The organism is Halococcus salifodinae DSM 8989 (assembly GCF_000336935.1).
GTDB classification, from domain to species: domain Archaea; phylum Halobacteriota; class Halobacteria; order Halobacteriales; family Halococcaceae; genus Halococcus; species Halococcus salifodinae.
This window is the reverse complement of record NZ_AOME01000052.1, coordinates 1-22,271: the sequence shown is the minus strand read 5'-3', so window position 1 is coordinate 22,271 and position 22,271 is coordinate 1. Positions and strand designations below refer to the sequence as shown.

Here is a 22,271-nt window from a genome sequence, read left to right as displayed (position 1 = left end):
ATTTGCGTCATGGACAACTCAAGTCTCCCGCTTCAACGCCTTTGATTTAGCGACCCATCCTGCCGCCGTCTAGTGATTCAACAGAGCCGATTGATCTCCTCGTAGGGCTGGAGGATCACGAATCCGTCCTGCCCGGCGAACTCGAGTTGGAAGGTCTCGCCCGACGAACGCCCGAGGAAGCTCTTGATGTTCAGGTCGCGATTCGCGCTGGGCGAAACATTGGCGCTCCACGCCACAGTCGCGTGGGGATCGGTCCGGACCGGCGTCGGCACGACGAGCGGGTTGCCGTGGGTTGTGATGGCGATATGTCCCGGTCCCTTAAGGTAGACATTGAACAGCCCGCCCGAAGATGCCCCGGCGATCGAATTCATCATCTTGATGTCCCAGTTGACGCTCTCCTCGAACGCGAGGACATCGTTGCCGTTCACACTGATTTCGTCGTCGGCATCGAGTTCGAGAATTTGGACTTCCTTGCCCGCGTCAGCGAGGTAGAGGTGGCCGTTGCCTTCGGCCCGCATCATCACGCCGCCCTCGCCGGACACTTTCTTTTTCAGCATCCCTTTCAGCCCGCCGGATGATTTGCGTTCGAAAGAGATGTCGCCGGTGTAGCCGATCATCGATCCTGCCTTGCCCATCACGCTCCCGTCGAGGGCAATATCGAGGAGTTTCGAGCTTTCGAGTTCGAACGCCTCTGCAGTTTCCTGTGGGCCGTGCGAGTCCACAAATTTGTCGAGATCCATTGGTGTGTTTCTCCCGAGCCACTCGGAGTAGCTCTGCTCGAAGGAATATCCGTATCGAATTGTACTCACCGCGCGAAATCGTTTCAGCACCTGAGACGATTTTGGACACCGTGACAGTTCTGCTCGATGAATATAATCCGGTACCATCCGTTCTCGAAATTGTTGACGGACTCCTCGAGCGTGTTCACAGAAAGCGTCACATGCGAGGTTGCAGGGCGTTGGAATTGTGTCCAGCAAAGCCAAGCCCTGCAAAACGTAGCTTCAGTCGACGACTTCTGGAATGTCGCGGCGATCGAGACAGTAGCGCTGTTCGAGTACCTTGAGTTCGAGTTTCTGCTGGAATACGACGTGTTCGCTCCCTGCGATTGGGGGGCGAACACGAGTTCATGAGCCACCAGAACTCTTCCGAGGCTTTCTCCACTGCTACTACGAGGACGTCTACGGCACTCGTCCTTTCGCACGAGAACTCTAGAAGCCGCTGGTCTGGTTGAGCTGTGGCTTCGATCGACCGCCGTCGCGAGACGCGGTCGATCGCTTCCTCACCGAGCTTGAACACGTTGGTGACGATGCTTTCGGTCATCTTGTCGAGCGGGCCGCCGTCCGGGGCCTGCTCGACTCTATCTACAGAATCGATTCGACTCATGCCGAAGCGATTCCGTGGAACGACGATTCAACCGCTGAGGAGCACTACTACGGCTTCGGCTGTACGATTGTCTCGACAGGAACAAAGGTTCCTATCGCAGCGGAGTTCACATAGCTGATCTCAGCCTCAAGTCTGTTTGGGAACTGTCACGACAGGAGCACCGGAAGTATGCGTTTCGTCGGCGAGATTGTGGCCCCACGAGGCTAGCCGTGACAGCGCTCGCCAGCACCGCCGACACTCCTGCTATCGTGATCCCTCAGGCGGGGGTTGTGGGTGAGCAAGCCCAACCAGAGGCTAACCGTGCCGTTCCCGCCGGGTGTGTTTTTGGTGCGCACAACCGTAGACGTTTCGCAGCGTGACGTAGGCGGACTGACGCGGCGAGCGCGCCGGAACGTACGTTTCGTGAGCGGTGGGCCTCTCAACCAGAACTCCTCGGTGCCACAGAGGACAGTGCCTGCCGGCGACGTCCTGAGTCCCGCCGCGAGCAGGTAGAGTACTACTGCGCCGTTACCCGGTACGGCATCTACAAGGGACGCGAGGCGAACGTCGCCGACGACATCACGTTCAACGTAGGGACTCTTATCGATCCTCAGCGACAAGTCGAACTCCTCAGCGTACAATGTGCGTGAGGAGGACCATAGAGGCGAGCCGAGCCCAGAGGACATCGACGCTTTGCTCGAATTCCTCCGACAGCAACAGTCCTGACCGATTTGACGTCGGATTATAGACCACGCTTGCCAACCACCAATCCCGAGCGAATAGGCTGTCCCTACCCAGGGACCAGCAGAGGATGCCTGGACTGTATGCTCCTCAGCGAGGTTGATCACATCGTAGACGTGGATGCCGGTCTTGGACCAGAGCACTCGATCAGTCGTGAGGTCGATGTCCTCGCTCGTGCAGTCGAGGGTCTCGGAAACCGCGAAGACCAGATTCTCCATATCGGCCTGCCGAATCTTGTCGAGTTTCTCATCGAGGTATTCGGGCGTCCAGAGTCCCACGATCTCGAGGATCTCCGTACGTTCGTCGGTCTTGGTCTGGTGAGTGATACAGGGGACGATGAACTCTTGGGAGATCTCGTAGGCGAAGTCGTTGTTCGCGGTGAAGACGATGGCACGGTCGTCGTAGTGGCGCTTGAGTAACGTATCTAGTGTGTCGAGTTTCTTCGCGGCGGTGCGCGCGAGTTCCTCGGCACGTTGCTTGGCGATCAGTGCGCGGCGGCCGTCCGAATCGTAGGAAGTGTGCGCCAGGAACTCCTGGTAGCCCTCGGCCTTCCAGAGGTCGAAGTCATGCGTGTCGACGTACTCGCGATAGATGCCGTACTCCTCGTCGTACTGGGAGCGTTCGTCGTCGGTCAGTTCGACCTGCATGTGAATGGTTTCGTACTCGCTGAGATACTCGCCGGCGAGCTCGTCGACCTCTTCCTCATAGACGACGGGACCGATGAGACCGGTGTCTTCGAGGAGTTCGTGAGCGTCGTCGGCGCGCTCATAGGTGGCGGTGAGCCCGAGACGGTAGGGCGCGATGGTCATTTCGGGGATCTGTCGATAGGTCGGGGCCGGCAGGTGGTGAATTTCGTCTGCGATCAGCAGGCCGAACTGGTCGCCGTACTCGTCGATGTAGCGATACGCGCTGTCGTAGGTCGTCACTGTGATGGGCCTGATCTCGTGGGTGCCGCCACCGAGCACGCCGACTGCCTGTTCGGGCCCGTCCCCTCCCTTGTGGGGTAGTTGGTCGCCGAAGGCGTTGGTGAGCGTCGCGTGCCACTGGTTCATCAGGTCGATCGTCGGCGCGACCACGAGAGTGGCGACACCGGCATCTGAAATGGCCTGGATGCCCAGAAACGTCTTCCCACTGCCAGTCAGGAGCACGACGCTGCCGCGACGATCATTGGTTCGCCACGCATCGAGCGCGGCCTGCTGGTACTCGCGCGGCTCGATCTGGAGTGCCGGATCGAGCGCGAGTTCGGGGTATGCTCAAGCCGTGTCCTCGACCGCAATAGTGGCCGACTGGATTGTCCCTTGGTGGGCTGATTCCTGTCCAGCGGAGGGGGAGTCCTCGTCATTCCATGCGTCGGCCCATTCGAGCACGTTGCGATACCGATACGCGGGCGCGCGGTACTCCTCGACTCGGTCGTCCCATTCCGCGTACGGAACGTCCTCACTGGCCTCTCGGAGCAGGAGCGTGCCCCCGTCGAACTCGACCCGCATCTGTGGATTATCCCGGTCCCCGGCGAACACGACCACGCTGGGGAAGTGCCCGCATTAGAGGTCGCGAGGCTGGACGGTCTTGCGGTCGTTGTCCTCGGCACGCTGGGCGGCGTCGTCGAGCAGGTCCGACACCTCGTTGTCGAGGGCGTCGTAGAAATCTGACGAGACGTTCTGGTCTGCGAGGTGCTCCTTCACCGCCGCTTTGACGATCAGGTCTGCCATACCCGATTTTCTGGCTGGCTGGTACTTATAGCCTGTCGAAGCGGTCTGGAAGTGACAAATACGGCGTTTTAGACCTCCCTCACCGAGTGATGTCGTACTGGGCAATCTCGGTGGACTCACACACCGGGCACGACTCTGCATCAGGATCCACGTTCGAGCCACACTGACGGCACTCCACGACGAGTTCCCGGTCCGACTGGCCCAGCACGCGTTTCACCGTCTCGAGCATGATCATGGAAAGGAGGGGGATAGCGTGTGACGCGCTCTGATCGGAGGGCTGTCGAGAGGACCGCCCTCGCTCTCAGGGAGGCATCCCACCATTATAGAGGCTTACCAACCGGAGTGGAAGTGCGATCTGCCGAGAGATACTCGCTACCCCTCGTTCCCAACCAATCAGTCGTCGGTCGGCGTGATGTGAATTCGGTCGTCAACGTAGTAGATGTGGCCGCGACTCTGGAGCACATCAAGAGCGTACTCAGCGTCACTTTCGATGAAGCGATCGTCAGCCACGAGGAGTGATCTGGCCTGCTCCTTCGAGAGGCCCTCGTCACTGCTCTCCTCAACCGCCTCACGAAGCACTTCGAGCGCGTTCTCGGCGAACGGCGGAAGCCGCCGTTCCCAGTTCATACGTGATGTTGTGACTCGAACTGCATGAATCTACGTCAGACTCTGGATATCGACGGTGATCCACTCACTCGCTATCTCCGAGCGTCTCCTCCGCCAACGGGTCATCGAACCCCGAACTCTCGTCCGACTCGTGGTTGTCGTCATGAACACGGGCGAACGCCACGTTCTCGCGTGCGTTCTCGATCTCGACGGTGACTTCATCGTCGGGCCGAGTACCAGGCACGATCACGACGTACCCACGATCGATTTTCGCAATTCCGTCGCCTTGATCGCCCAGTGATTCGATGGTGACCTCACGCACGTCGCCTGGCTCTACCGGTGGTTCCTGCTGGGTGGGGCTATTCGAATCCGACTTCGGTGACGTCGAAGCACCATCCGGTTGCTGTCGAGTCTCGGCATCATCCGAACGGGGCGTCCCCGAGACGATCGCCACTCGGTAGGTCTCACCGGAATTGATCGTTCCCTGCTCAAGTTCGGAGCGTGGGATCTCGATCCTGTACGAGCCGCCCTGCTGATCGATCGACGTGCTGAAGAGACACTCCAGCCGGTCCGGAATCTCGACCATTACGCCATCACCGCATGGATCGGTCTCGTCTGGAGCTGTTCGCCGTAAGCCAGCCTCGATGTCGGTCGACGACCGTGAACGCTGATTCCACTCATCGGGGGATTCAGGCCTCGACAGCGACGTACTGGTCTTCCCATTCGCGGCGGGTCTCGATCTCACGCTGGCCGCGCTCGGTAAGACCATACGAGTTCGTCCGGTCGTCGACGCTGCCTTTCTCGACGAGGCCCACCTCCGCCAGGTCATCCAGGTTCGGATACAGTCGCCCGTGGTTGATCTCGCCCGAATAGTGCCTGTCGAGTTCCTCCTTGATCGCCAACCCGTACGGAGGCGAGCCATCATCTAGCCCCGCAATCACGTACAGTATATCCCGCTGAAACGCAGTCAGGTCGGCCATCATAGTAACCCAATGTATCAGAGCGGCGGCTTATTTGCTCCGATTTTTCGCGTCGTCTCTTCGATCAGTGCAGGCGATCAAGGGACCCGAGGCGTTCGCGTTGCATGATCTCGCCCGCGAACCGCTGAAGAGTGGTAACAAGCTCTGCCTCGGTTTCGTACGTCTCGACTCGCAAGTCCCACCGGTCCCTCGCTGACCGAATCATCGCACTCGTCACGTCGTCTTCATGAACGAAGACCAACCGTTCGCCATGCGTTTCCGCGAGCGTTTCGAGGATGCTTCCAGCCTCTTCTCCAACCCCGAAATTGTGCCCAAGAAATGGCAGTACGAACGCGGTCGTGTTGCTGCATCGTGTGTACTCGATGCTTTGGGTTACTGCATCCACGTCGTCAGTGTCTACTCCGACGTCAAGCGCGAGAAATGCGTTCACGCCGGGGTCCGTTCGAAGTTCGCCCTGTATCCGCCGCAAGAGTGCCTGCGCCGCGTTGATCTCGTTCTTGTTCTGAAAGAGTCGGCGTAATGGTCCAGGGAGATCCTCGATATCGATTTCACGGCGTTCCTCCTCGCTGAGGACGTAGTTGAGGTTGAACGACTTGTACGGTCCCATCAAATAGAACAGAAAGCGGTCGTATTTCACGGTGCCCAGCCGCTCGGCGATCAACTCGTGCGTGATCTCGACAGTCATTAGGAGTTTTACTCCGGACATAGTATATAAAAGACAGCATTTTCCAGAGAACTTGGCTTGACAAAGGCTAAAAGCTTCCCACCCGTATCCCGGAAACAGGATGTCAATAGATCAAGCGCGTGCCGTCTGTGGGGATTTCCCAGACGACCCCGAAGATCTCCTGCCGGAAGACAGCGTCCTCGATCTCGACGAGTACCTCGAAATGCACGCCACCATCGGGCACCGTACCCGATACGAAGTCCTCTATCGGCTCGTCCACGGCGGGGAGATGAGTCCCAAAGAACTCGAAGAGGCGATTAGCATCGACGACAGCACGCTTCACTACCATCTCAACAAGCTCGTCGATGTCGGCCTCATTGAGAAGCGTCAGCGCACAGAGCGGGGACAGGAAGGTCTGTACACGTATTATCGGGCGACCGTGTTCGGCGAGGTCACGCTCACCGACGGCGTGGATGAACTGATCCGGGGCGAGCAAGCGTTCGAAGACATGTACGACAGTTCAATGGAGCCCGATGCCTAACTGAAATCGGGAAAGTATATTCCTCATACATGGTTATCTCAAAATATAGACTGCTGGTCTAAATTCCGACGAGGACTGTGTGTCGAATCGGCCTAGCTGACTTCTATTGGTAATGATATGTACACCGTCTGGATCGACGGGCTTGCAGAATTCCGGCTTTGGGAGCGGATCCGTAGTCTACTGGTTTTAGCCGAATGCGCCAAATTCTTCGCTTCTCATCAACTTAGCGACACTTTTGGGATTCTGAAACGCCATGAGAAGAGCGAACTCTCGAGCGTCTGTCTTTGCAATCTCGTTTGTTTCAAGTTGCTCGGCAAGTACATTCAGAAACTTAGCTTCTTGACTGGCTATCTCGTCTCGAAGCTGAATCTCGAGACGGTTGTCGCGTTCATCGCCGACGTTGTTTCGTCGGACAAAGTACGGATATTCCTCTAACTGTGGGCTAGATACAGTTGATTTATTCAACAGATATTGCTCTGATACGGGTTGTTCGGACGAATCGTCTGTTTGTGATGTTTGCTTTTCTGCTGGGGACGACGCGAACTGTTCAGGGGAAGTCGACTCTTGTCCTTCATTTGACTCAGATTGAGTATCCCCTGTCCTGGAAACCTCCTCGTCCTCTTCAGTATCACCGTCGCTATTACCGAAGTCAAGGTTACCAGACCCGGATTTGAAGTTACTCATGTGGTTGTCGCCTCCACTGTATCGACATCCCGTTGGTCGAGAGTCACACTTTCGTGATCTTGAATGTCGAGTTTTAGGGCACTGCTAGATTGAGGCTGAACTGAGCGGAGTTCTTCGAGACAAGTGGAACCATGCTCGAAGAACTCCAAGTGGAGGTCACGAACTGCTCGAATGTGCCGTTTTTGGACGCAGATCGGACGAGCACGCCAGCCTGGCTGATCAGGCTGGCGTGCGCTGCTCACGCCGCTGCAGCGTCGCTGGCGGAGTGTCGCGACCTCTGCGAGTGGTTCGGCGTCAGNGCCTGGCTGATCAGGCTGGCGTGCGCTGCTCACGCCGCTGCAGCGTCGCTGGCGGAGTGTCGCGACCTCTGCGAGTGGTTCGGCGTCAGTCGAACCCGAGCCACCATTCACCACTGGTACCAATCCTACGCCGACCACTACGATCAGGACTTCAGGGCCGACCCGGATCGTATCGCCGTCGACGAGAAGCAGATCCAGATGTCTCGGCGTTCTGCGGGTGGGCCGTCCGCGAGGGCCACCTCGCCGAGAACGTCGCCCAGCGCCGCAACGCGACCGAACCCATTCCAGACGACGGCGGTCACAAGAGTGGAGACCAACAGGCGTGGTCCGCCGAGGATCGCCAACAGCTCACCGCGTTCGTCGACGAGCAAGCACACGCGGCGATCGACGACATCGGCGAGAATCGAGAGGCGGCGATCAAGGCCTGTCGCGACCGCGCGCTGGTGTATCTCCTGTCGTATTCCGGCGTACGGGGTGCGGAGATACTGCGAGATCGGAGCGACGAGCGACGCCAGGGGCTCTGCTGGGAGGACGTCAACCTCGAGGATCGCTACGCGACAGTGTTCGCCAAAAAGCAGCGTCTCGACGGTCGGGGTCTTCCCGAGCCAGTACTCCATCCACTACAGATGTACGAGAAGGTCCTCGACGCGCCAAGCGAAAATTGGCCGGTGTTCCTCTCGTTCCATCGTCCGACGCTTTCAAGACGGATCACAGACATGCGGACCGCCCGCGCGTACACCGACGCGGGGATCGGAGACTTCCAAACGGATCACTCGCAGATTGAGATCTGCACTGAATTCGATATCACGCCACCGTCGATGACGACCGGCGCGGGGCGACACGTCCTCAAGCGGCTCTGTGACCAGGCTGGTATCGAGCTCGGTGACGACCACGACTATCTGATGCCGCATGGCGCTCGACGCGGTGCCGGTGAGGTCCTCGTCCGCACCTCAGGCCACGCGGCCGCCGCTCGCGCTCTCGATAACTCTGTGGAAGTCATTCGCGAACACTACTCTCATATTGAAGCTGGTGAGCTCGCCAACCAGATGACCAGTGCCTTCGAAGAGGCTGATCAGAACGCAGACCAGTGCAGAACGAGTGAATTCTCATGTGAATTGCGTGGCGGAGCTGGTGGAAGCTGAAACGGGACGAAACGGGAGTGTGAGGGGACCAAGGCGGAGCTTCAACCTCACAAGGGTCGTCTGAAACTCTCTACGTGGCCTTCAAGCTGCTCAATCAGTTCTGAAGCATGAATCCAGCCCGCGAGGTCAGCCGAACAGCTGCTTGAACTTCGCTGCGGCGGCGGGAAATCGGGTGTCGTCGCTATCGAGTCGATGTTTGTCAAGATCCTCAAAATAGACGTGCCAAGCGACATCGTTCGCGTGGATCCAGTCGTGCATCTGTTCGATGAAGTACGGGTTGTCCCCGCCACCGTAGCCTGAATCAGCACGGGACCAGAGCCCCCACTCTGGGATGGCAAGGGCCTTGTCGTGGTCATCGGCCCAGTCACGGAACCAATCGAGATAGTCTTCCAACACCTGCCACGTCTGCTCCCAGTCGGTCTGGGTCGGCTCGGAGCTTTCGTTGTAGTGGGTCCAGCTCCGGTCGTAGATATCGAGCCCGACAGTGTCGACGTAGCCGTCCCCAGGCCAGGTCCGTTCGGCGTAGCCGTCGACATCGGCGATATCGTAGTTCGGGTTCCAGACGATGTCGAACTGCTGGCCGTCGACCGAACGAAGCGTGTCGACGACCTCGCGCCAGAATTCGACGAACCACTGGCACTCTTGGTTGGTCTGGGGATGGATAGTGTGCGAGAGATTGAACTCGTCCTCGATACGAACATAGGCGTCTTCGTGGCCCTCGGCGACCAGCGTCTCGCCGAGCGAGCGAATCGCGTCGTTCGCCGCCCCGCTCGCGCCCGCTTCGAGCGATGCGAGATTTCTGATTATCAGGTCCCAACAGAGACGCCGATCGGGGTTCTCCTCAAGCCACGCCGTCCAGGGATCGATCTTCCAGGCCGGGAGGTCGTGGTAGTGCCCCTCCTGTTTGATGAACTGGTCCGAGACGAGGACTTTCCGGCCGAGCCAGTCCTCGTAGTCTTCGGTGGGATCCTCCCCGACGTTTTGGGAGAGCCACGCCCCGAACTGTGGGATATCGTCATTCCTGGTGTCGCCGCCGTTTGTGCCCTTGATCGGTCCGTTCTCTCCGAACACGTAGCCGATAATCTCGTCGGTGTGGGAAGTCTCCGTGTCCTGGCTCCGTTCCTCCTCGAGGTACAGGTCGACCGATGAGGCATCGAGGCTTCGACGTCGAAGCCCCACCGTATCGTGACCGTTCATACTCTGTACCGAGGCCACGAACCCGGGGTCCGGATATTCCGTCGAGAGGGACGGCGAAACCCAGCCGTTGCTCGCAATGACGGTTCCGGTCTCGAAACGATCGCCGGAGCCGCCGACAGCGATGTACCCGATGGTTTCGTCGGTGTGGCTCCCGTTCGCTTCCGCCTCCTGAACCTCGACGTCAAATCCTCCTGCAGAGACGTCTCGAAGACGGGTGACCACTGGGTCGTCCCCCTCGAAGGTCTGTGAAGTGGCGAGAACGACCGGCGGTTGTTCGAACGACGAGCTGAAGGACACCGATCGAGGATGGTCATCGGCGTCGACCGTTCCCGCCCGGATCGTCGTACCATCCGCTTCGTGTGCCCCACTCTCGACCACGAGATAGCTCACCGTCTCCTCGGTGTGTATCTCATCGAGATGCTCCCATTCTTCGATCCGCCAGTCGACGCCGTCGCCGGTGACGTTCTGGAGGCGGACATGACCAGACTCGCCGCCATTCCGTGAGAGCGGACCCATCACCACGACTGGATCCTCGTAGGTCTCCTCGAAGCTGAGTCGGTGCCACTCCCCCGACGTGGATTGTCGGCGTGAGGTAGTTCCGAGTTCACCGACCGCGGCTGACTGTGCAGCCGCTGGTCGGGACGCAAATTCGAGGAACGGTGCCGTACCGCCGAGGAGCGCGAGTCGCCCGAGCACCCACCGTCGACTGGGACGTACGTCCATGTAGGTCTCCTCTTTGCCAACTATATAAAATCACCGTTGGAATCGGTCAAATAATCGATAAGCATATGACCAATATCCGCATGTCTTTTTTAATTTTCAGCTTGGGGATTACTATTTCGAAATAGTAAATTTCTCGGTGCGGTGAATATCCGCCGTCGTCGCCCGGTCGATGGGTTTCAGCACGCCGATCCGTGAGGTCTCCAGATTGTTCGACGGACGGAGTCGAGCCGAGTTATCGCGAGCACTGTTGGCGGGGAAAGTCATTTGTATTCGTCTTTTGATGTATGTGTATGAATAGCTTGAAATCGGAGTTTGGGTGGACGACGTGAACCCACCCCGGACTCGGAAACTGTGATGAAGATACCCCTCAGCGGACTAACAGTGCTGGTCACTGGCGGCGGTGGCTTCATCGGCAGTCATCTTGTGGATGCGCTGGTGGCGGAGAACGAGGTACGGGTACTCGATGATTTCTCTAGCGGTCGGCGATCACAGCTCCCGGCAAACTTGTCGGTTATCGAAGGGGACGTTCGCGACTCGGATGTCCGCAAGGCGGCGTTTGACGATGTCGATATCGTTTTTCACGAAGCAGCGATTGTGAGCGTCGAGCAGTCGGTCGAGATGCCGATGGAGAGTCACGCCATCAACGTCGATGCGACCCTCTCGGTGCTGGAGGAGGCCCGTCGAACGAACGCCCGGGTCGTCTTCGCCTCCAGCGCCGCCATCTACGGGACACCCGAGACGCTTCCCATCCCGGAGACGGTCGCCAAACGGCCGAGTTCACCGTACGGGCTGGAGAAGCTCTCTGCGGACCACTACTGTCAGCTGTACCACGACCTCTATGGGCTCGAAACGGTCGCACTTCGCTATTTCAACGTGTACGGTCCTCGACAGCGAAAGGGACCCTACAGCGGCGTGATCACGAAATTCTTCGCTCAGGCACGTTCGGGCGGTCCGATCACCGTGCAGGGAACCGGCGAGCAGACCCGCGACTTCGTCCACGTTCGTGACGTCGTGCGCGCGAACCTGCTCGCGGCGATGACCGACCGCGTGGGGGAGGCGTTCAACATCGGGACCGGCCGGTCGACGACCATCGCCCAGCTCGCCGAGCACGTCCGCGAGACGGTCGATCCGGACATCAAGATCGAACACACCGACCCACGCCCGGGAGATGTTCGAGACAGCCTCGCCGACGTTTCGAAGGCCAACGAGGCACTCGATTACGAACCCGCGGTCGAGCTGTCCGAAGGCATCGAATCGGTTTTTGACTGGATCCGGCACTGAGCCGGGGCGAAACCTATGAAGTTCGTTCGGCGGGCGATGCTGAGGTAGCGTACCTCCGGTCATTCAGTGCCGTCGATAGGATTATTGCGACCGGAATCCACGAACACGACAACCCAATGAACGGCCATCGACACAACTCCAAGGGATCTCGACGGTCAGTCGATGTCCGTCACGAACGATCGGGAGTCCCGGAAGGACGAACACGGACGGTCCCATACTACGGACCGAACCGAGGCCATACCAGGGCCCGGCGATGAGCCCGACGAACGCCCTCTCGTTCGACCTCGAACACTGGTTCACCGCCACCCTGCTTCGCGAGGAGACCACCGACCCGGTGGTCCATGTCGAACGTTCGACCGAGATCGTTCTTGACCTGCTCGACCGTCACGACGTAACGGCGACGTTCTACGTCGTGGGAGAGGTCGCCGAGGCCTACCCCGACCTCATCGCCCGGATCGCGACAGCGGGCCACGAGATAGGGTCGCATGGTCACACCCACCGACCGCTGTTCGAACTCACACCCGAAATCTTTCGCGAGGAACTCGACCACAGCAGCGACGCCCTCGAAGCGGCGGTGAACGAGCGCCCACGCGGGTTTCGAGCCCCCAACTTCTCTGTGACGCCACGGACCGAGTGGGCGTTCGAGACGCTCACCGACGCCGGCTTCGAGTACGATTCGAGCGTGTTCCCGGTCAAGACACCGATGTACGGGGTTCGAGGGGCTCCCCTGCGCCCGTACGCGGTGAACCTTGACGCGCCGTTCGCGGCGGGAGGACCACCGCGACCGGATGCGCTCACGGAGGTCCCCCTAGCGGTCTTTCATCCGCACGTTCGCCTCCCGATCGCCGGTGGGTTCTACGCCCGAGTGCTGCCCGCTCGCGTCGTAAAGTGGGGTATCAAAACCTTCAACGCCAGCGGGACTCCGGCGACGCTCTACTTCCATCCATGGGAGTTCAATCCGGCCGTCGCCGACGAGCTCGGTGACGTTTCCCCGCACGCCCGATTCATCAGCAGCCACGGCATCGACACGCTCGCCGCGAAACTCGACTCGCTCCTCGAAGCGGTCGAGTTCGGCCCCGTCGAGGACGTCATCGACGAGGCAACGACCTGCTCGACGGAACGAGGTGTCACGCCGAGTGAGGGGGTCGGACAATGAGGGAGCGCCTGAAGAAGGTTGGACTCGCTGGGTTCGGCGTCTGCACCGGCCTGCTCGGCTGGCAGTTCGTCGGCTATCCCCTGACAATGGGACTGCTCGCGAGAGCGAAGGGAGCGACCGACGAGCCACCTGACACGGACAACATGAGCCCGTCAGATACACCCTTCATCACGGTCATCGTTCCGTCCTACAACGAATCGAGTGTGGTCGCGAAGCGGGTGGAAAACCTCCGGAAACAGATCTATCCGAACGACCGGTACGAGGTCCTGTTCGTCGACTCGGGGTCGACCGACGGGACGGCCGACGTGCTTCGGGACGCGCTCGACGACCTTGGCCCAGACGACCCACCGATGCGGCTGGTTGAGGAGGGCGAACGGAGCGGCAAGGCGTCGGCCATCAATCACGGGGTCGACCAGGGGCACGGCGAGGTCGTGCTCGTGACCGACGCGAACTCGGTGTTCGCCCCGGCGACCATCGCCCGGGTCGCCCCCCACTTCTCGAACCCCACGACCGGTGCGGTCGCCGGCCGGCTCGGGGTACTCGATACCGGATCGTCGCTGACCGCCTCGAACCAGTTCTATCGCGACCTCGAACACATGAAGGCGCTCGGCGGGGCGCTGCTTGGCTCGGTCTCACAGTTCGACGGGGAATTGAGCGCGTGGCGGGCGGGTATCGTTCGAGCCGACGAGACCAGCCTCTCCGAGGATCTCGACCTCTCGATACGCATCCACGAGGCCGGCTACCGGATCACCTACGAACCGCGAGCGCTGGTCTACGAATCCGAACCCGACACGGTGGCCGAACAGATCGCTTCGAACAAACGCCGCCTCATCGGCACGATACAGTCGCTCATACGCCACTGGCGGTATCTGGTCGTTCCGGGCGACTGGTACCGCGCGCTCGTCTTCCCGTCCCGGAAAGCACTCCCGATGTTCTCGCCGTTCCTCTGTCTCGGCAGCGCCGTCTGTTTCGTCGTCACGCTAGCGGTAGCCCCACTCGCGGCCCTCGCCGCCGCGCTGTTAGTCGGGATCGCTGGAATCGGCACGTTCGGTGCGCTCCTGGCCGTCCGTGACGACTTACTCGCTGATACCCTCCCAACGGCGGCGTCGAATGACGAACCGGACGAAGCGGATGGGGGATCGGGAACCGAAGAGAACGGTGGCGTTCGGTGGCTTCTCGGGATCGCCCGCTATGTGGCCGTGATAGAGTATACGATCTTGCTCGCGTGGTGGGACTACCTGACCGGCGATTACTCGGTCCGATGGCGGAAATCGGCGTCCGACCGGGAATAAGCCGTCGAAATCACCTACATCCGGTCGTAGAACGGGTGCAGGTTCATCGCGTGGAACAGCACCGAGAGCATCACCATCGCGAGACCGACGACACCGAGGACGGTCGCGGCGGCGATGGTGAGCATGGAGGGTTCGTCCAGCAGGAGTTGCTGGATGCCCACGGTCCCGACGAGAGTTCCGGCTATGACGCCGATGGTACCCGGGAGACCGAGCAACAGAAGCGGATGCGTCCGTTCGAGAAACCGCCCGATGTTTCGTATGAGGTCGGTACCGTGTGAGAGAGCCCCCTGTGTGCTCGCGTCCTCGACGTCGTATCTGATGGTGATGCCGACCTCCGCGAAGTCGAACCCCTCGGCATTGGCGTGGTACATGATATCCGTGCTCGCCCACATCCCATCGCCGATGTCCCGGGCGGCCGCGAGCGACGCGATCGCTTCGCTAGAGTAGGCTCGGAGCCCGCTCTGGGTATCCCGGACCCAGCGCCGCGGGGCGAGTCGTCCAAGGCTCAGGTTCGTGAGGAGGTTCACGACGCCGAGCCCGATCGAACGGACGAAGGGAAGCCGTGTCATCGAACCGGGGGCGTATCGGCTGCCGATGACGATGTCGGCGTCGGCGTGTTCTTGGGTCTGGACCAGCTTTGGAACGTCCGCCGGGTCGTGCTGGCCGTCGGCGTCGAGCGTCACGAGATGGGCCGCCCCGCGCTGGTCCGCCTCCTGAAAGATGGTCTTGAGCGCACCACCGTAGCCACGGTTTCGTTCGTGGACCACGACCGTCGCGCCCGCCGCGCGTGCGCGCTCGGCAGTCGCGTCGGCGCTGCCGTCGTCGACGACCAGAACCTGGTCGGCGAACGATGTGGCATCCTCGACCACCGCGCCGATGGCCCCTTCCGCGTTGTATGCGGGGATACCGACGAGCACGTGTGTGATTTCTGGGGACGCGGACCACGTTTCGGGGATAGCGGTCGTCTCGAATCCGTCGCTGGCGAACGCGGCGAGCGTCCGCTCGTAGTCGATCCGGGAACTCTCGGGAAGCTGGAAGACGATCCCGGGATAGCCCGCATCACGGGCGGCCTGGGACAGGGACCGTTCGAGTAACGCCACGTTTCCGCGTGCTGACGCCGAGGGTTCGACGATCTTCGCTCCGAGTCGCCGTGAGAGACGGATCACCTCGGATTCGCCATCCCCTCCGTAGATGACGAACACCGCGAACCCATGCTCCCTCGCCCGGAGAATCGTTCCGAGAATGGCGTCGGCGTTTGCCTCGTGGGCGATGATCCCGATCACCGGCTTCGACCGCGAAAACGCGGCCGACTGGTCGGTGATCCGGTCGCTCACGTCGAGGTCATCGAAGCGACTTCCGAGACCTTCGACGACCCATCCCTCGATGCTTGTGGGGTCGGTAACCGCGGGGTGATGAGCCGGTTCCCGGAGCACCAGCGGCACGCGCTCGTCGTTCGAAGAGCGCCACAGCACGACCGGCGATGACGGTGCGGATTCGGGCGTGACCGGAACGCTGTCGACGATTTCGACGTTCGGAAGGTCACCCAATTCGGCTTCGACGGGCGACGCCGGGTCCTGAGGGTCGGCGAGAACGTAGGTGAGCGCGACGGTCTCCTCGGGTGAAACCAATATGGCTCCGTCGAGACGTCCATCGGAGAGCGCAGACCAACCCGATTCGTCGTCCGTCGTCCGGGTCGCCAGCACGTAGCCATCCGGCATCGGGTCGGTGAACCGTACGAGCGAAATGGTGTCACTTGTGTTTGTGATCTGAAGACTCACACCGAGCCGTGACAATCCCTTGGTCACCGGTAGCTTGGTCAGCAATGTGTGACTGCTTTCGATCGAACGTTGATTCGTCATATGACACTTCTTTGTTAACTTACAGTTGTGTTCAATTCTGTAGAACGCCTTCTCTGGGAATAAGGATAATCTCTAGGTGTATAGTATATCTTCTCCGCTGTCGGGAATGAGTCTCCGGGAAACGGAACTCCCGCGAGTGCACGGCGATCGAGCCGATTCAGGGGAAGGACTTGCCGACGGGAAGGTTTTGTCGCTCGCTGACGAACGCCGATATGTGCGACGTCGTATTCGATTCGTGGCTGCGCTGCTGGGATGGCTACTGGTATTGGTCCTCGCCGCAGCGGTCACCGGTGAGTTCCGGATCGATCTGCTGGTTGTCGGGGGCGTGCTCGGGCTGTTCGTGCTGATCGAACTCGTCACGCCGACGACCATCACCCCCCGATGGCAGCGTCGGCTCTATCCGATACTGACCGTGGCGGTCGTGCTCTTCGTGGGCGTCGTCGGCCTTCAGATCTACAGCCTCATCACGTGACGGTCTCGAACTGGCTCACGCCCACACCGAAAACGACGATTGAACGACGTCGAGGGCCGACTCGCTCACCGATGGTCGTCGTCTATCCCGTTCAGCGAGCGAATCACGTCCCGAGGCCGGAGACCGAGGGACAGGCGTGAATCGCGTAAGCTTCGTCGCAGAGGGTCGCAACCGCAGGCTACCCGGCCGACAGCCCGGCTGGATATTCAACCATGGCGTTCACTTTCACTCCGTTCGTCTACGCCGAGGAGGATGTCATCGTCCCCAGAAACAGATGATGACGTACCGCCCGTCGGCTTCTCGGCGGACTGATTCGAGACCAACCGCGGTTTCGAGCCCGGCAGCGAGTCCGGCTGCGAGGAACGCCGCCACGGGATGATCGAACGAAGTCGGCGGACCGTAGTAGCTCCGCTCGACCGTGACTACTACACGGTCTTCCGTCGATTCGACTTGGCCGTTCGCCCGTTCGACGAGTTCGAACTCCTCGACGAGGACGTCGAGAAGCTGGTCGATAAGTGACGGTGCATCGGCGGCCAGCGCTTCGCCGTGCTGTTCGCGAAATTCTGTGAGGAGTTCGTCGCCAGTCGTCGGCAGAACGAGCTCACGAGTGTCCTTTGTTTCATGCACCCCGATCACGGGCGTCTCGCAGTCATCGAGAAAATCGTCGTTTTGGGGTACCAAGAGACGCACTTGTCCGTCACTAGTCGGAAGGTACACCCGCCGGTCCGAGAGCTCGAGTGTTGTCACGAACAGTGGGCCGACCTCCGCGAGCGGCGCGTACGTCCGCCAGCCGAGCGACGCCGGGACGAACCGCTCGGGGATGAGGATATAACAGAGGACAGCCCCGAACAACCCGATCCCGAAGAGGGCGAACAGAACCTCCCGACCGTTCTCAACGGTGATGCCAGCGACACCCATCACGACGCCGAGGGTCGCGAACGCGACGACCGCTATTCGGTACCGACGCCGATGCCACTCGTGCGATCGGGGTCCGAAGCCACCAGGCGACCCGGTCGGGGGATCAAGAGGCTGTGTCACGGACTCGGTGGACGTCCCGTCGTCGGAGTCAAACTCGTCAGCCATCAGTGTTCACGATGGCCCTCGGCGGTTCGCCGACGATATCGACCTCATCGGATGCTGGGTTCTCCATCCCTCAGTAACTACTAAACGGTTCTCACATAACTCCCCGCCCCGTTTTGAACCGAGACGGGGAGTTCGACCGTCACGGGGGTCGTGGGCGAGTAAACGTCAGGTCTATGGCACCACCCACCGAGGACAGACTGTGAACGACCGTCTTCGACAATGGCTTGCCACGGCTCGCGTCGGGTTCGCGTCCGACCTCGTCGGAGTCGTGTGCGTGGTCGTCGCGACGGTCGTGGCGGTGGCAGTTCCGGGCATTCGGGAGACGCTGCTTCGCGTCCCGCTAGCGTTCGCGCTCGTCCTGTTCTTACCGGGCTACGCGCTCGTCGGCGCGCTGTTTCCGGAGCGGCATACCGACCGGAACGACGACGATGCACAGCCGTTCGGGGAAGGTCTCAGACTTTCCGAGCGAGTGGTTCTCTCCGCTGCGTTGAGCATCGCGGTTGTGATCCTCGTCGGGTTCGGTCTAGTACTCTCTCCGATCGGGTTCACCCGCGCGGCGGTGTTGTTCGTCCTCTCGGGGGTATCCGTTGGCGCGGCGGTGATCGCGGCGATTCGCCGCGGACAACTGCAGGCAGAACACCGATATCGAAACCCGTTCGAGATCGCGAGAACGGCGAGGGGAACATCCACCGAGACGACCGCCGGCACGGCGCTCTCGGTGCTCCTCGTCGTTAGCATCGTCGCCGTCGGTGGTATCGTGACCTACGACGCCGTGACGCCGCCCCGAACACACTCAACCGACTTCTTCTTGCTCACGCCGAACGGCAGCGGCCCGCCGACGAACACGAATTACCCCACGACACTGACCCAGGGCGAGGGACAGCCACTGGTTGTGGGCGTTCGAAATCGAGAGGGGCAGCCGGTCAACTATGCGGTTGTCGTCGCCCTACAACGGGTCGCCAAGACGAACGGAAACCTCACGACGCCCGAGCAAGTACAGCTCGACCGGTTCACGCTTCGGGCCGGTTCGAACGAGACCGTTCGCGAGCGCCGAACGGTCGTACCGACCGTGGCTGGATCGAACCTCCGGCTCACGTTCATGCTCTACCGTGACCAGCCACCCGCCCAGCCTACGACCGAAAACGCCTATCGTGAGGTCCATCTGTTCGTCAACGTCACGGAACAGGCGGGAAGCCACGCTGAACTCGGCCATACCGGAACGGAAATCGAATTGCCAACCGCACAATGACAGCAACGACTACCGGACTGGTGTCGGTTATCATCCCGACGTACTACCGGAACGAACAGCTCCTGAAAGCGAACATTCGGCTCGCGATGAAGCACGAGACCGGNGACGTATATCCCACAGGCGATCGACGAGGGGCCACACGCCGCACGGTCGCTCGGCATCGAGCACGCCACCGGCGAATACATCCAGCTCCTCGATGACGACGATACGCTCCTCCCGGAGAAGTTCGAAAAGCAAGTCGAGTACCTGACCGCCCATCCCGACATCGGCGTCGTCTACAGTGGCCTCCGAAAGGAGTTCGGCGACGTTCGGACGCCGGACCCGGACGTCCAGGGCGACGTTCTCGATGAGGCCCTAACGTTCGGAATGTCGTCGTGTTACAACACGACGATGCTAATCCGCCGGGCGGTCATCGACGCCATCATGCCGCTCACGAACCGCCACGGTGCGGACGACGTGGGAATGAAGATCGAACTCGCCCGGATCGCACGGTTCGGCTTCGTGGACGAACCCCTGATCAGGATGGGCGAGCAGGAGTACAACCTCGGGTCGAGCTGGGACGCCGTCGACGGTAAGAAAGAACTCCTCGAACGATACGACGAGTTGTATGCCGAGACCTCACCCGCAGTCCGGGCCAGGGCCGTCGCGCACATCTACGCCAACATCGGCCGACGCTCGCTCGACGACGACGCCTGGTCGCCGAAGGCGATACGGGCGTTCGCATATGCGATTCGAACCGCACCCGGATTCGAAGCCAAATATGCCGTCGAACTCTTGATGTCGTTCGGCGGTCGCGCGACGTACGTGCCCGCGTCGAGGGTCTGGCGGTTCTGCATGAAGTACCAGTGACGCGCGACCCGAAATCGTAAACTATCGTCTGTACACCCCCAGGAGCCACCTCACGAACGAGGGTATCGTTGGTGGCGACGGACGAAGCGATGGTGACTCACAACACGTTCTCGAAGTATTCGATAGTGGTTTCGAGGCCGTTCTTGAGGCCGACGTGTGGGGACCAGCCGAGCTCGGTTTCGGCCTTGGTGATATCCGGTTTTCGAACCATCGGGTCCTGTGGCGGGAGGGGTTCGTAGGTGATCTGGCTGTCGCTATTCGTCATCTCGAGGACCGTCTCGGCGAGCGCTTGGATAGTTCGTTCGTTCGGATTGCCGAGGTTGACCGGGTCCTGTACGTCGGAGTCCAGTAACCCGATGAAGCCATCGATAAGGTCCGAGACGTAACAAAAGCTCCTCGTCTGTGTTCCGTCACCGTACACCGTCATATCCGTGCCAGTCAAGGCTTGTCGGACGAACGACGGGATGACGCGCCCGTCGTCCGGTCGCATCCGTGGCCCGTAGGTGTTGAAGATCCGTGCGATACGGGTATCGAGCCCGTGTTCTTCCCGATAGGCACGGATCAGAGATTCACCGTACCGTTTCGACTCGTCGTAACATGAACGTGGCCCGTAGGGATCGACGTTCCCCCGGTAACTCTCCGGCTGGGGGTTCACTTCCGGATCCCCGTACACTTCGCTGGTCGACGCGAAGAAGTACGTCGCGTCCTTTTCCATCGCAAGTCCGAGGGTTTTGTGGGTTCCCAGCGCCCCCACCTTCAGGGTTTTAATCGGATTTCGTTGATAGAATCGAGGCGAGGCGAGGCTCGCGAGGTGGATCACTGTATCCAACTCGCCGCTGACGTGGATGAACTCCGTGACGTCGTGTTCGACCAAGCGGAAGTTGTCGTGGTAGAATATCTCTTCGAGGTTCTCGTTGCGACCCGTCACGAAGGTGTCCATCGCGAGCACCTCGTGGCCTTGACCGAGGAGCGTCGCACAGAGGTGCGAACCGATGAATCCCGCACCGCCGGTCACGAGAATCCTACTCATCGGTCCATTCTTCCAATAATCGCTCCACCGCACGATGTGTCGCACCGGTCTCGTGCTTCATCGCGAGCCGAATGTTCGCCTCTAGCCAGCTGGGAATGTCCCCGATGTCGTACCGCCGACCGGCCGACTCGGTACCCCGTACTGCCGGCAGCTCGTTGATGGCATCGGTGAGCTGGAGCTCGCCGCCGACGCCGGGTTCCGTTGCTTCGAGCTGGTCGAAGATGGCTGGTTGGAGTACGTATCGGCCCGTGATCGCGAGGTTCGATGGTGCCGTTTCTCGTGCGGGTTTTTCGACGAGCTCGGAAACGGGAAAGCATGGCTGGGTAGACGAGGGGTCCTCGACGTCCACGACCCCGTACGACGGGACCTTCTCCCACGGTACCCGCTCGAGCGCGAGGACCGATTGGTCGTACTCCTCCGCGTACTCGATCAGTTGTCTCGTACAAGGAACGTCGCTTTCGACGATAGTATCTCCCAACAGAAGCGCGAACGGCTCGTCGCCGACGTGTTTTCGTGCATAGAGAACGGCATCACCGAGCCCGTTGCGTTCTTTCTGCCGGACGTAGTGGATGTCCGCTAGATTCGAAACCTTTCGGACGCGATCGAGGATCTCGTCCTTGCCCGCCTTCCGGAGCTCGCTTTCGAGTTCGTAGGACTTATCGAAGTGGTGTTGGATGGACTCCTTCCCTCGGCCGGTAATGATGAGGATGTCATCGATACCCGACCGCACGGCCTCCTCGACGACGTACTGGATCGTCGGCTTGTTCAGAACGGGCATCATCTCTTTGGGCTGTGCTTTCGTCACCGGGAGAAAGCGAGTGCCGAACCCTGCTGCAGGAATGACTGCTTTTGAGACCTCCATACCCCTTCCTCGCCGCCGGTTGATTTAATATATTTTGACAGAATCATGGTAGATGTTCTCAATAGAATAGATGACACAGTGATGTCGGCCTCAGCGGTACGTAGCTTCAGTAGTTCACAAAGCGGGTTAGGTGAGTGGGCTGCTCGGTCGGTTGATGCAGCCAAACCAAGCAGCCAATGAACTCACCGAAGAGCANTCAGTAGTTCACAAAGCGGGTTAGGTGAGTGGGCTGCTCGGTCGGTTGATGCAGCCAAACCAAGCAGCCAATGAACTCACCGAAGAGCAGGTGCTTAACTTTCTCGTCAACACTCTGGACGAGGAGATCGATATCGAACTCGGCGAAAACGCCGATATCGACTCCGAGGATATCTGGGACGTCCTCGTCGGCGCAACAGCCGACGAGGACTCGGTCAGTCACCTCTGCGAGATCTCAGAGGAGTCGCCCCACGGCAACACGATCCTCCACCATCTCCGGACGAAGTTCGAGCTC

Annotated in this window: 19 protein-coding genes and 5 pseudogenes; 11 read left to right on the top strand and 13 right to left on the bottom strand. The window is 60.3% G+C overall.

Features of this window, described 5'->3' with window-relative positions:
• Positions 1-77 precede the first annotated feature (77 nt).
• Positions 78-740, bottom strand: a complete 663-nt coding sequence (locus C450_RS09290) for an AIM24 family protein (protein WP_005042956.1) — start codon at positions 738-740, stop codon at positions 78-80.
• A gap of 246 nt (positions 741-986) precedes the next feature.
• On the opposite strand from C450_RS09290, the pseudogene C450_RS09285 reads away from it, so the two are divergent.
• Positions 987-1,494: pseudogene (locus C450_RS09285) on the top strand (IS5/IS1182 family transposase); the annotation flags it as partial.
• Positions 1,495-1,586: 92 nt separating this feature from the next.
• Here C450_RS09285 and C450_RS22910 read toward each other — a convergent pair.
• The 6 genes and pseudogenes from C450_RS22910 to C450_RS09255 form a co-directional block, all read right to left on the bottom strand.
• Positions 1,587-3,590: pseudogene (locus C450_RS22910) on the bottom strand (DEAD/DEAH box helicase family protein).
• Positions 3,591-3,644: 54 nt separating this feature from the next.
• Complete coding sequence (locus C450_RS09275; RefSeq protein WP_005042949.1) at positions 3,645-3,812, bottom strand: hypothetical protein; 168 nt, start codon at positions 3,810-3,812, stop codon at positions 3,645-3,647.
• 393 nt (positions 3,813-4,205) lie between these two features.
• Positions 4,206-4,439 (bottom strand): hypothetical protein, encoded by a 234-nt coding sequence (locus C450_RS09270; protein ID WP_005042946.1) that lies wholly within the window; start codon positions 4,437-4,439, stop codon positions 4,206-4,208.
• Between the two features lie 64 nt (positions 4,440-4,503).
• Positions 4,504-5,004: a TRAM domain-containing protein gene (locus tag C450_RS09265; RefSeq protein WP_005042945.1), complete on the bottom strand. Its 501-nt coding sequence runs from the start codon at positions 5,002-5,004 to the stop codon at positions 4,504-4,506.
• A gap of 103 nt (positions 5,005-5,107) precedes the next feature.
• A complete protein-coding gene (locus C450_RS09260) occupies positions 5,108-5,398 on the bottom strand; it encodes a PadR family transcriptional regulator (RefSeq protein WP_005042943.1) in 291 nt (96 codons plus the stop codon).
• Between the two features lie 64 nt (positions 5,399-5,462).
• Complete coding sequence (locus tag C450_RS09255) at positions 5,463-6,083, bottom strand: DUF7509 family protein (RefSeq protein WP_005042942.1); 621 nt, start codon at positions 6,081-6,083, stop codon at positions 5,463-5,465.
• A gap of 100 nt (positions 6,084-6,183) precedes the next feature.
• Here C450_RS09255 and C450_RS09250 point away from each other — a divergent pair, with 100 nt between their 5' ends.
• Positions 6,184-6,603, top strand: a complete 420-nt coding sequence (locus C450_RS09250; protein ID WP_005042941.1) for an ArsR/SmtB family transcription factor — start codon at positions 6,184-6,186, stop codon at positions 6,601-6,603.
• Between the two features lie 186 nt (positions 6,604-6,789).
• Here C450_RS09250 and C450_RS20800 read toward each other — a convergent pair whose 3' ends face one another.
• The gene (locus tag C450_RS20800) at positions 6,790-7,287 is read right to left on the bottom strand and encodes an acyl-CoA dehydrogenase (protein ID WP_080510289.1); all 498 of its coding nucleotides are present in this window, start codon (positions 7,285-7,287) and stop codon (positions 6,790-6,792) included.
• 131 nt (positions 7,288-7,418) lie between these two features.
• Between C450_RS20800 and C450_RS23700 the strand changes: the two are divergent.
• Positions 7,419-7,787, top strand: a pseudogene (locus C450_RS23700) (hypothetical protein); the annotation flags it as partial.
• Positions 7,787-8,728: pseudogene (locus C450_RS09240) on the top strand (integrase); the annotation flags it as partial. The pseudogenes C450_RS23700 and C450_RS09240, both read left to right, overlap by 1 nt.
• A gap of 126 nt (positions 8,729-8,854) precedes the next feature.
• On the opposite strand, the gene C450_RS09235 reads toward C450_RS09240, so the two are convergent.
• Complete coding sequence (locus tag C450_RS09235) at positions 8,855-10,648, bottom strand: hypothetical protein (protein ID WP_152424469.1); 1,794 nt, start codon at positions 10,646-10,648, stop codon at positions 8,855-8,857.
• A gap of 354 nt (positions 10,649-11,002) precedes the next feature.
• On the opposite strand from C450_RS09235, the gene C450_RS09230 reads away from it, so the two are divergent.
• From C450_RS09230 to C450_RS09220, 3 genes are all read left to right on the top strand, one after another.
• Complete coding sequence (locus C450_RS09230; protein WP_080510288.1) at positions 11,003-11,929, top strand: NAD-dependent epimerase/dehydratase family protein; 927 nt, start codon at positions 11,003-11,005, stop codon at positions 11,927-11,929.
• A 253-nt stretch (positions 11,930-12,182) separates the two neighbouring features.
• Positions 12,183-13,085, top strand: coding sequence for a polysaccharide deacetylase family protein (locus C450_RS09225; RefSeq protein WP_005042933.1), 903 nt, complete (start codon positions 12,183-12,185; stop codon positions 13,083-13,085).
• Positions 13,082-14,377: a glycosyltransferase gene (locus C450_RS09220; RefSeq protein WP_005042932.1), complete on the top strand. Its 1,296-nt coding sequence runs from the start codon at positions 13,082-13,084 to the stop codon at positions 14,375-14,377. The genes C450_RS09225 and C450_RS09220 overlap by 4 nt, the downstream gene beginning before the upstream one ends.
• 14 nt (positions 14,378-14,391) lie before the next feature.
• Here C450_RS09220 and C450_RS09215 read toward each other — a convergent pair whose 3' ends face one another.
• Positions 14,392-16,095: a glycosyltransferase family 2 protein gene (locus C450_RS09215; protein WP_161606952.1), complete on the bottom strand. Its 1,704-nt coding sequence runs from the start codon at positions 16,093-16,095 to the stop codon at positions 14,392-14,394.
• 355 nt (positions 16,096-16,450) lie between these two features.
• On the opposite strand from C450_RS09215, the gene C450_RS09210 reads away from it, so the two are divergent.
• On the top strand, positions 16,451-16,708 hold the full coding sequence (locus C450_RS09210; RefSeq protein ID WP_152424468.1) for a hypothetical protein: 258 nt from the start codon (positions 16,451-16,453) through the stop codon (positions 16,706-16,708).
• A gap of 255 nt (positions 16,709-16,963) precedes the next feature.
• On the opposite strand, the gene C450_RS09205 is transcribed toward C450_RS09210, so the two are convergent.
• Positions 16,964-17,791 (bottom strand): hypothetical protein, encoded by an 828-nt coding sequence (locus C450_RS09205; RefSeq protein WP_005042929.1) that lies wholly within the window; start codon positions 17,789-17,791, stop codon positions 16,964-16,966.
• A gap of 199 nt (positions 17,792-17,990) precedes the next feature.
• Between C450_RS09205 and C450_RS09200 the strand changes: the two genes are divergently transcribed.
• A complete protein-coding gene (locus C450_RS09200; protein ID WP_005042928.1) occupies positions 17,991-19,040 on the top strand; it encodes a DUF1616 domain-containing protein in 1,050 nt (349 codons plus the stop codon).
• 111 nt (positions 19,041-19,151) lie between these two features.
• Positions 19,152-19,889: a glycosyltransferase gene (locus tag C450_RS23195; RefSeq protein WP_080510287.1), complete on the top strand. Its 738-nt coding sequence runs from the start codon at positions 19,152-19,154 to the stop codon at positions 19,887-19,889.
• Between the two features lie 97 nt (positions 19,890-19,986).
• On the opposite strand, the gene C450_RS09190 is transcribed toward C450_RS23195, so the two are convergent.
• Both C450_RS09190 and galU read right to left on the bottom strand, forming a co-directional pair.
• Complete coding sequence (locus tag C450_RS09190) at positions 19,987-20,919, bottom strand: UDP-glucuronic acid decarboxylase family protein (protein WP_049910024.1); 933 nt, start codon at positions 20,917-20,919, stop codon at positions 19,987-19,989.
• Complete coding sequence (galU, locus tag C450_RS09185) at positions 20,912-21,781, bottom strand: UTP--glucose-1-phosphate uridylyltransferase GalU (RefSeq protein WP_080510286.1); 870 nt, start codon at positions 21,779-21,781, stop codon at positions 20,912-20,914. The genes C450_RS09190 and galU overlap by 8 nt, the downstream gene beginning before the upstream one ends.
• 244 nt (positions 21,782-22,025) lie before the next feature.
• Between galU and C450_RS09180 the strand changes: the two are divergent.
• A pseudogene (locus C450_RS09180) lies at positions 22,026-22,271 on the top strand (ISH3 family transposase); the annotation flags it as partial.

Excerpts from the sequence above, each read along its gene's own strand:
- C450_RS09270 (WP_005042946.1), bottom strand. The coding sequence starts at position 4,439 with ATGAACTGGGAACGGCGGCTTCCGCCGTTCGCCGAGAACGCGCTCGAA.
- C450_RS09255 (WP_005042942.1), bottom strand. The coding sequence starts at position 6,083 with ATGACTGTCGAGATCACGCACGAGTTGATCGCCGAGCGGCTGGGCACC.
- C450_RS09220 (WP_005042932.1), top strand. The coding sequence starts at position 13,082 with ATGAGGGAGCGCCTGAAGAAGGTTGGACTCGCTGGGTTCGGCGTCTGC.
- C450_RS09215 (WP_161606952.1), bottom strand. The coding sequence starts at position 16,095 with ATGCCGGATGGCTACGTGCTGGCGACCCGGACGACGGACGACGAATCG.
- C450_RS09230 (WP_080510288.1), top strand. The coding sequence starts at position 11,003 with ATGAAGATACCCCTCAGCGGACTAACAGTGCTGGTCACTGGCGGCGGT.
- C450_RS09275 (WP_005042949.1), bottom strand. The coding sequence starts at position 3,812 with ATGGCAGACCTGATCGTCAAAGCGGCGGTGAAGGAGCACCTCGCAGAC.
- C450_RS09290 (WP_005042956.1), bottom strand. The coding sequence starts at position 740 with ATGGATCTCGACAAATTTGTGGACTCGCACGGCCCACAGGAAACTGCA.
- C450_RS20800 (WP_080510289.1), bottom strand. The coding sequence starts at position 7,287 with ATGAGTAACTTCAAATCCGGGTCTGGTAACCTTGACTTCGGTAATAGC.
- C450_RS09205 (WP_005042929.1), bottom strand. The coding sequence starts at position 17,791 with ATGGCTGACGAGTTTGACTCCGACGACGGGACGTCCACCGAGTCCGTG.
- galU (WP_080510286.1), bottom strand. The coding sequence starts at position 21,781 with ATGGAGGTCTCAAAAGCAGTCATTCCTGCAGCAGGGTTCGGCACTCGC.
- C450_RS09260 (WP_005042943.1), bottom strand. The coding sequence starts at position 5,398 with ATGGCCGACCTGACTGCGTTTCAGCGGGATATACTGTACGTGATTGCG.
- C450_RS09235 (WP_152424469.1), bottom strand. The coding sequence starts at position 10,648 with ATGGACGTACGTCCCAGTCGACGGTGGGTGCTCGGGCGACTCGCGCTC.
- C450_RS09225 (WP_005042933.1), top strand. The coding sequence starts at position 12,183 with ATGAGCCCGACGAACGCCCTCTCGTTCGACCTCGAACACTGGTTCACC.
- C450_RS09190 (WP_049910024.1), bottom strand. The coding sequence starts at position 20,919 with ATGAGTAGGATTCTCGTGACCGGCGGTGCGGGATTCATCGGTTCGCAC.
- C450_RS09265 (WP_005042945.1), bottom strand. The coding sequence starts at position 5,004 with ATGGTCGAGATTCCGGACCGGCTGGAGTGTCTCTTCAGCACGTCGATC.
- C450_RS09250 (WP_005042941.1), top strand. The coding sequence starts at position 6,184 with ATGTCAATAGATCAAGCGCGTGCCGTCTGTGGGGATTTCCCAGACGAC.